Here is a 7,546-nt window from a genome sequence, read left to right on the forward strand (position 1 = left end):
GGGATTGGGGATACTCGCAATGTCGGCGTCACCACAAAAAACTGTGGGAGCGAGCCTGCTCGCGAAGGGGCCGGCACATCCAACATCAATGTTGTCTGACACACCGCCTTCGCGAGCAGGCTCGCTCCCACAGAGGCCACCTCTGGAGTGAACTGCCCTCAGGAACGCACCACTTCCGAGTGAGCGATAAAACGGGTGGCGACGATCTTCCATTGTCCGGCGATTCGCCGGTAACGGTCTTGATAGAACCCACCCAACTGCCGCGTTGCTCCGCTCTCGCCATCCAGATTGAAATACCACAGGGCCCAACGGCCCTGGGCCTGATCCTCGCCAAGCACCTCGATTTCCGGGTTGGCGCCGTGATGCAGGTCGATCACCCGATCATGGCAGGCCAGTTCGCGGTACAGCGCGACAAAGCTGTCGCGCTCACGAAAAATCCCCAAGGGACCGTAATCGATCAGCACTTCACCTTCGGCAAAACAGTCGGCAATCACCTCTACCTGCTTGAGATCGCAGGCATTGAGGTAGCGATGCTTGAGCCGGCGGATGTCCTCCAGCGCTTCCAGGCGGGCGATCCGCTGTTCCAGATTCACGCGGCACCTCGCGCGGTCACGTTGGCCTCACTCCAGAAGGCTTTCATCGAGCGGATCTTGCCATCGGCATCGAACTCCATCACGTCGATTACATGCAGCGAGCACGGTTGCCCGCCCCAAACCATATCGACCCGGAACGGCATCGCTCCGCAACCATTGAGGGTCGCGCGAACCGGGCCGGTCAGCGTGGCCGAGACTTCCATCGCCCCCAGTCCTTCACGGTAAAAGCGTGCGATGGCGTCGATGCCCTGCAACGGCGCCTGGCCGACCGGGTCTTCGACGGTGGCGTCTTTGGCGTAGAGCGCGAGGATGCCCTCGATGTCGCCGGCATCCACCTGTTCCACATAACGCGCCATGGTCGCCTGGATCTGCTGTGCGCTGATCATTCAGATCACCTCGAACAGGGCGGCGGCGCCCATGCCACCACCGATGCACATGCTCACCACCACATAGCGCAAACCGCGACGCTGGCCTTCGACCAACGCGTGGCCGACCATCCGCGCCCCGGACATGCCGAACGGATGGCCGATGGAAATCGCTCCGCCGTTGACGTTCAGGCGTTCGGCCGGAATGCCCAGGGTGTCGCGGCAGTACAGCACCTGACAGGCGAACGCTTCGTTCAACTCCCAGAGGCCGATGTGGTCCATGGTCAGGCCGTGGCGCTTGAGCAACTTAGGAATCGCATAGACCGGGCCGATACCCATCTCGTCGGAATTGCAGCCGGCGACAGCCATGCCGCGATAGATCCCCAGCGGTTCCAGGCCGCGCTTCTCGGCCAGTCTGGCGCTCATCAATACCGAGGCCGACGCACCGTCAGACAACTGCGAGGCATTACCGGCGGTGATGAAACGCCCCTTGTCGCTCCACTGACCGCCCGGCCACACCGGCTCCAGCGCTTTCAGGCTCTGGAGGGTGGTGTCGATGCGGTTGCACTCGTCGCGCAGCAAGGTGACGGATTCATGGCGGGTTTCGCCCGTGGCCTTGTCGACGATCATCTGGCGACTGGTCAGCGGCGCCAGTTCGCGGTCAAACCGCCCGGCGCTCTGGGCCTGAGCGGTACGCAGCTGGCTCTGGTAGCTGTATTCGTCCTGCTCGTCGCGGGAGATGCCATAGCGCGCGGAGACGATCTCGGCGGTTTCGATCATCGGGATGTAGGCGTGCGAATCCAGCTCGATCACCGAACCTGACTGGTTGCGATACAGGTTCTTGTGCTTGTTCTGCACCAGGGAAATCGACTCCAGGCCACCAGCCACGGCGATGTCGATTTCGTCGCACATGATGCCTTTGGCGGCCATGGCGATACTCATCAGGCCGGACGAGCACTGGCGCTCGACAGCCATCCCGGCAACCGATGCCGGCAGGCCGCCAGCAATCGCGCACAGGCGCCCCAGGTTATAGGACTGGGTACCCTGTTGCGCCGCGGCACCGATAATCACGTCGTCCACTTCGCCCGGCTCGATGCCGGCACGGCGCACGGCTTCGCGCACCACGTGTCCGCCCAGTTGCGGCGCTTCGGTGTCATTGAACGCACCGCGAAAGGCTTTGCCGATCGGAGTACGGGCGGTCGAAACGATGACGGCTTCTTTCATGCTCAATTCCTAGAAATTCTGCTGGCCGGTTTACGCCGGGTAATAGCGGCTGATGGTGTCGACCACGCAACCGGGGCGATCCTCGCCGTCGATCTCGACGCTGACGCGGATGATCGCCTGTACGCCGCCCTTCACTTCCTCGACCGCGATCAGTTGCGCACTGCCGCGCACCCGCGAGCCGACGCGCACCACCGCGGGGAAACGCACTCGCTCACAGCCGTAATTGACGCCCATGGCCAGGCCACGGACTTCGACGATCTGCGGCAAGAACAGATTGACCAGCGACAGGCTCAGGTAGCCATGGGCAATGCAGGTACCAAACGGGCCGCTGGCGGCCTTGAGTGGATCGACGTGAATCCACTGATGATCGCCAGTGGCGTCGGCGAACCGGTCGATGCGGTCCTGTTCCAGCAGCAGCCAGTCACTGGCGCCGAGCGCTTCGCCCACGGCGTCGAACAAGGCCATCGGCGTTTCGAAAATACGTGGCATGGTCACGCCCTCTGGCTGGACACCGACAACACTTCGCCGGTCATGTAGGAGCTGTAGTCGCTGGCCAGGAACATCATCACGTTGGCCACTTCCCAGACTTCGGCGGCGCGGCCGAACGCTTCGTTGGCGGCCAGTTGATCGAGCACTGCCTGGGGTGCGGATTTGCGCAGGAAATCGTGCAGGGCAATGCTCGGGCTGACCGCGTTGATGCGGATGCCGTAGTCAGCCGCCTCGACCGCTGTGCAACGGGTCAATGCCATGACGCCGGCCTTGGCGGCGGCGTAATGCGATTGCTCTTTCTGCGCGCGCCAGCCCAGTACCGAGGCGTTGTTGACAATGACCCCGGCACGCCGCTCCATCATTCTGGGCAGCATGGCGCGGGTCATGCGCATGGTGCCGGTCAGCGTCACATCGAGTACCCGGTTCCACTCCTCGTCGCCCATTTCCACCAGCAAGCGCGAGCCGCCAAGGCCGGCGTTGTTGATCAGCACATCCACACCCTGCAGTTCACGCTCGGCGCAGACAATCAGTTGCTGCACCTGGGCTTCGTCGGCGACGTTGCAGACCTGGCCGAAGACCTGTTGCAACCCGGTGGTTTCGCGGATTTTCAGCACCGCCTCGGCCAACCGGCCTTCATGGATATCGCTGATCATCAGCGCACGACAACCTTCCTCGGCAGCGCGCACAGCGGCGGAAAAACCGATCCCGGCACCCGCTGCCGCGGTGATCAGCACCGACTTGCCGCGCAGCAGGCCGCGACCTTCAACATATTGAGGTACAGACATGAACTCTCTCCTTTCAGGCGCGCGGACGCGGCTCTTTGGGCATGCCCAGGGCACGCTCGGCGATGATGTTGCGCTGGATTTCGTTGCTGCCGCCGTAGAGGGTGTCGGCGCGGCTGAACAGGTACAGCGACTGCAAACGGGTCAGTTGGTAAGGCGCGGCCTCGAGCAATTCCGCCTCGGCGCCGAGGACGTCCATCGCCAACTTGCCGAGGCTGGCATGCCAGGTCGACCAGAACAGCTTGTAGATGGTCGCCTCCTTGCGCAGCGAACCGTCCTGGCTGCCCGAGAGCATGCGCAGCGAGTTGTAGCGCATGATCCGCAGCCCGCTCCAGGCCTCGGCCAGGCGCTGACGCAGGATCGGATCGCGGTCTGCACCATTGGACTTGGCGATGGCGATGATTTCGTTGAGTTCGTTCTGAAACTGCATCTGCTGGCCGAGGGTCGAGACACCCCGCTCGAAGCCGAGCAGCGCCATGGCGATCTTCCAGCCATCGCCCGGCGCGCCGATGATGTTGGCGGCGTCGGTGCGGGCATCGTCGAAGAACACTTCGTTGAATTCAGAGGTGCCGGTCAGTTGCTCGATCGGCCGCACGGTGATTTGTGCCTGGGCCATCGGCACCAGCAGGAACGACAGACCGCGATGGCCGACGCTGCCCGGCTCGGTGCGGGCGATCACAAAACACCAATCCGATTCGTGGGCCAGGGACGTCCAGACTTTTTGCCCGTTGATCACCCAGGTTCCGGTCGCCTCATCCAGCGCGGCGCGGGTCTTGACGTTGGCCAGGTCGGAACCGGCCCCCGGCTCGGAATAGCCCTGACACCAGAAAGACGTGCCGCTGACGATCCCCGGCAGAAAGCGCTGTTGCTGCTCAGCCGTGCCGAACGCGGCAATGGTCGGCCCGGCCAGCCCTTCGCCGATATGCCCCATGCGACCGGGACCACCGGCGCGGGCGTACTCTTCATGAAATATCACTTGCCGGGTGATCGACAAACCACGCCCGCCGTGCTCCGGCGCCCAGCCGACGCAGGTCCAGCCACCCTCGGCGAGTTTGCGCTCCCAGGCTTTGCGCTCTTCAGGAAACATGTGTTCATCGCCCGGACCGCCGCGAAAACGCAGGGGCTCGAATTCGCCGCAGAGGTTGACGCTCATCCAGTCGGCGACTTCCCGACGGAAGCGCTCGTCCTGCTCGCTGAAACTGATTTTCATGGCTGCTCTCCAAGAATGACCGCGGCAATCCGCTCGCGATGCCAGGCCGGTAGCCCGAGGAAACTCTCGCTGGCGCGGGCGCGCTTGAAGTAGAGGTGCGGGTCGTACTCCCAGGTGAAACCGACGCCGCCGTGCAACTGGATCGACTCGGATGCGCAGGCGAAATAGGTTTCAGAGCACTGCGCCTTGGCCAGCGCCGCCGCCAGCGGCAGTTCTGCCGCGACCTGCGGATCACCCTGCGGATCGAGGACTTCCTGGGCCACGCACGCGGCGTAATAACTGGCCGAACGCGCGCACTCGACCTGCAGCATCATGTCGGCGGCGCGGTGTTTGAGGGCCTGGAAACTGGCAATCGGGCGACCGAACTGCTGGCGCTCCTGCATGTAGGCCACGCTGAGGTCGAGCACCTGCTGCGCGCCGCCGGTCTGCTCGGCAGCCAGGCCGATACAGGCCAGTTGCAGGACTCGCTCAAGGTGCGACCAGCCGTTGCCGAATTCACCCAGCAGCGCATCGGCTTCAAGGTACAGGCCCTTGAGCTGGATCCGCGCCTGGCGCCGGGTCTGGTCCATACTCGGCAGCATTTGCCGCTCGATGCCGGCGCGTACGGCGTTCACGGCAAACAGGCTGATGCCCGTTTCGCCGGTGGTTCCGGGTTGCCGTGCGGCAATGATCAACAGGTCGGCGCCATGGCCGTCGAGTACATGCTTGAGGGTGCCGTCGAGGACGAACCCGTCGCCCTGCGCCACTACCGTGGCCTGGACATCGTCGGCCGACCAGCCATTGGCGCTGCTGAACGCCAGGGTCGCGGTCACGCTGCCGTCGGCAATCGACGGCAACCAACGCAGCTTCTGTTCATCATTGGCGGCCAGCAACAGCGCAGGCGTGGCCATGCAGGCGGTGGCGAAAAACGGCGAGCACAGCAAACGCCGGCCCATCTGCTCCAGCAGGATCGTCAGCTCGACAAAACCGAGGCCGAGACCACCAAAGGCTTCGGGGATATGAATGGCTGGCCAGTACATTTCCTGGCACAGACGCTGCCAGAGGGCTTCGTCAAAACCCCGTTCGCTGGCCATTGCCGCGCGCACGGCGGCAGAATCCGAGACATCGGCGAGGAAGCCCTCGGCCGATGCGCGGATCATTTCCTGTTCGTCGCTGAATGCAAACTCCATCGCGGCGCCTTCTGCTCGTGTGGCGGGGCGTGCGTGGCGCAACGCCCCTTTGAGCATGAAGTTTGGCGCCGGCCGGACGCGGCAGAATCGTTAGCCCTGCCTAGTCCGAACGGGTGATGTGCTGGCGTGTGTGTTCGGCCGGGAAGCCGATCAGCGGCAGTCGCCCCCCATGCGCACGAGCAGCGCTGAACGGTCCGGTTTCAGGTACGGGTTGATTTCACCGACCTGGCATGACGCCAGATTCTGCAATTGCGGTTCGAGGGGTTCTTGCACAAACAACAACCCCGCCGGACGGGACTCGGACTGCAACTGCGCCACCGTCAGCGGCGCCACCGGCCGGCCCATGTAATAGACCAGACGGATATCCGGCTCACCGAGGGTATAAGCCTTCTGCCCCGGCTGCCCATCGGCCAGCGCGGCAACCTGCTCAAGACCATCGACCCGGTGCGACAACACCCGCGCTTCGACGAACATGTAGAACACCACAAACCCGGCCAGCATCACGTAGGGCACAACGGCCAGGACCGTGCGCCAGCGCCCCTTGAGGTCATCAAGCACCACCGACCAGTGCATCGCCAGCAGCAGCGCCATCGATGGATAAACCGGTAACAGGTACTTGCCATGCTTTTCGGTGAACAGAGAGAACACCAGCAACGGCAACAGACTGCAGCACAGCAGCATGGCAGCCTCGCGGCGCGAGCGGATCATCGCCCAGAACTTGCGCGGCTGTATGAACACGATCAGCCAGAACGGGAAGAAATCACCAGCCAGGTACAGCAGATACGCGTACCAGGCCTCGGCGCCCTGCCCGTCGATCTTTTTCACGATGTCTTCGCTGATGATCGATGCCCAGATCCCCCAGCCCTGATTCACCGACACCGCCACGTACCAGGAACTGCCCAGCACCACGGCAATCAGCCAGCCCCAACCGTCGCACAGATAAGCCTTGGCCCGGGCATCACGGTAGATCAAGGCATAGGCCAGGATCGGTGCCGTCACCCACAACAGGCACACCGGCCCTTTGGTCAGCAGCGCGCAACCCAGCAGCACATAGCTCAACCGACTCCAGAAGACCCGACCTTGCCGGAAGATGAACTGCCAGGCCGCCAGCAGTGCGCCGAAGCACAGCAGGGTCAACAGCATCTCGATTTCCGAGCGCCGTGCGAACAGGCTGAAGGCACCGTTCGCGGCCAGGAACACCACGGCGAACAAACCGACCTGCCGCCCCGCCTGCCGAACGCCGTACAGATAGGTGCCAAAACAGCACAAGGCAGCGGCCAGCGCCGAAGGCAGACGCACGCTCCACTCGGACAAGCTGCCCAGGACCGACGTTGAAACCAGGCCCGCCCAATAGAAAAACGGCGGCTTGGACAGGTACAAGTCGCCGTTCATGTAAGGCAACAGCCAGCTGCCTGCCTCGCGCATTTCGCGCACGGTAACGGCGCGGCGGGCCTCGTTGACACTGAGGAACGGCACGCTGCCCAGCCCCCAGAAAAACAGCAACGCCATCGCGATAGCCACGAGCAACGTAACATTTCGGGTCGATAACGATCTGTGCATGACCTACTCCTTCAGGCTTCTGCTTTTGGCGATCAACTGCAGGTTGCGAAAATAGACGAGGGAGCCAAACGCCTGCCCGGCGATGAACACCGGGTCCTGGCGGTAAATGGCATAGGCGAGCAGCAAGGTGCTGCCAACGATGCTCAGGTACCAG

Annotated in this window: 9 protein-coding genes; all 9 read right to left on the reverse strand. The window is 63.3% G+C overall.

The genetic code is table 11. The annotated features are described in order from the left end of the window. Window positions 1-158 precede the first annotated feature (158 nt). Window positions 159-593, reverse strand: coding sequence for a nuclear transport factor 2 family protein (locus tag CAF65_RS25465; RefSeq protein WP_085718756.1), 435 nt, complete (start codon window positions 591-593; stop codon window positions 159-161). Continuing rightward, window positions 590-979 (reverse strand): steroid Delta-isomerase, encoded by a 390-nt coding sequence (locus tag CAF65_RS25470; protein ID WP_085718757.1) that lies wholly within the window; start codon window positions 977-979, stop codon window positions 590-592. The genes CAF65_RS25465 and CAF65_RS25470 overlap by 4 nt, the downstream gene beginning before the upstream one ends. Continuing rightward, entirely contained in the window at window positions 980-2,182 is a 1,203-nt protein-coding gene (locus CAF65_RS25475) for an acetyl-CoA C-acyltransferase (protein ID WP_085718758.1), read from the reverse strand. Between the two features lie 30 nt (window positions 2,183-2,212). Beyond that, the gene (locus CAF65_RS25480) at window positions 2,213-2,671 is read right to left on the reverse strand and encodes a MaoC family dehydratase (RefSeq protein ID WP_085718759.1); all 459 of its coding nucleotides are present in this window, start codon (window positions 2,669-2,671) and stop codon (window positions 2,213-2,215) included. 2 nt (window positions 2,672-2,673) lie between these two features. Then, window positions 2,674-3,456 (reverse strand): SDR family oxidoreductase, encoded by a 783-nt coding sequence (locus tag CAF65_RS25485; RefSeq protein ID WP_085718760.1) that lies wholly within the window; start codon window positions 3,454-3,456, stop codon window positions 2,674-2,676. A 13-nt stretch (window positions 3,457-3,469) separates the two neighbouring features. Further along, the gene (locus tag CAF65_RS25490; protein ID WP_085718761.1) at window positions 3,470-4,663 is read right to left on the reverse strand and encodes an acyl-CoA dehydrogenase family protein; all 1,194 of its coding nucleotides are present in this window, start codon (window positions 4,661-4,663) and stop codon (window positions 3,470-3,472) included. Continuing rightward, on the reverse strand, window positions 4,660-5,832 hold the full coding sequence (locus CAF65_RS25495) for an acyl-CoA dehydrogenase family protein (protein WP_085718762.1): 1,173 nt from the start codon (window positions 5,830-5,832) through the stop codon (window positions 4,660-4,662). The genes CAF65_RS25490 and CAF65_RS25495 overlap by 4 nt, the downstream gene beginning before the upstream one ends. A gap of 150 nt (window positions 5,833-5,982) precedes the next feature. Beyond that, window positions 5,983-7,392, reverse strand: a complete 1,410-nt coding sequence (locus tag CAF65_RS25500) for a glycosyltransferase family 39 protein (RefSeq protein WP_085718763.1) — start codon at window positions 7,390-7,392, stop codon at window positions 5,983-5,985. A gap of 3 nt (window positions 7,393-7,395) precedes the next feature. Then, a partial coding sequence (locus tag CAF65_RS25505) for a lipid-A-disaccharide synthase N-terminal domain-containing protein (RefSeq protein WP_178076743.1) occupies window positions 7,396-7,546 on the reverse strand: 151 nt, incomplete at its 5' end.

The organism is Pseudomonas sp. B28(2017) (genome assembly GCF_002113025.1).
Classification (GTDB): Bacteria; Pseudomonadota; Gammaproteobacteria; order Pseudomonadales; family Pseudomonadaceae; genus Aquipseudomonas.

Excerpts from the sequence above, each read along its gene's own strand:
- CAF65_RS25470 (WP_085718757.1), bottom strand. The coding sequence starts at position 979 with ATGATCAGCGCACAGCAGATCCAGGCGACCATGGCGCGTTATGTGGAA.
- CAF65_RS25475 (WP_085718758.1), bottom strand. The coding sequence starts at position 2,182 with ATGAAAGAAGCCGTCATCGTTTCGACCGCCCGTACTCCGATCGGCAAA.
- CAF65_RS25480 (WP_085718759.1), bottom strand. The coding sequence starts at position 2,671 with ATGCCACGTATTTTCGAAACGCCGATGGCCTTGTTCGACGCCGTGGGC.
- CAF65_RS25485 (WP_085718760.1), bottom strand. The coding sequence starts at position 3,456 with ATGTCTGTACCTCAATATGTTGAAGGTCGCGGCCTGCTGCGCGGCAAG.
- CAF65_RS25490 (WP_085718761.1), bottom strand. The coding sequence starts at position 4,663 with ATGAAAATCAGTTTCAGCGAGCAGGACGAGCGCTTCCGTCGGGAAGTC.
- CAF65_RS25495 (WP_085718762.1), bottom strand. The coding sequence starts at position 5,832 with ATGGAGTTTGCATTCAGCGACGAACAGGAAATGATCCGCGCATCGGCC.
- CAF65_RS25500 (WP_085718763.1), bottom strand. The coding sequence starts at position 7,392 with ATGCACAGATCGTTATCGACCCGAAATGTTACGTTGCTCGTGGCTATC.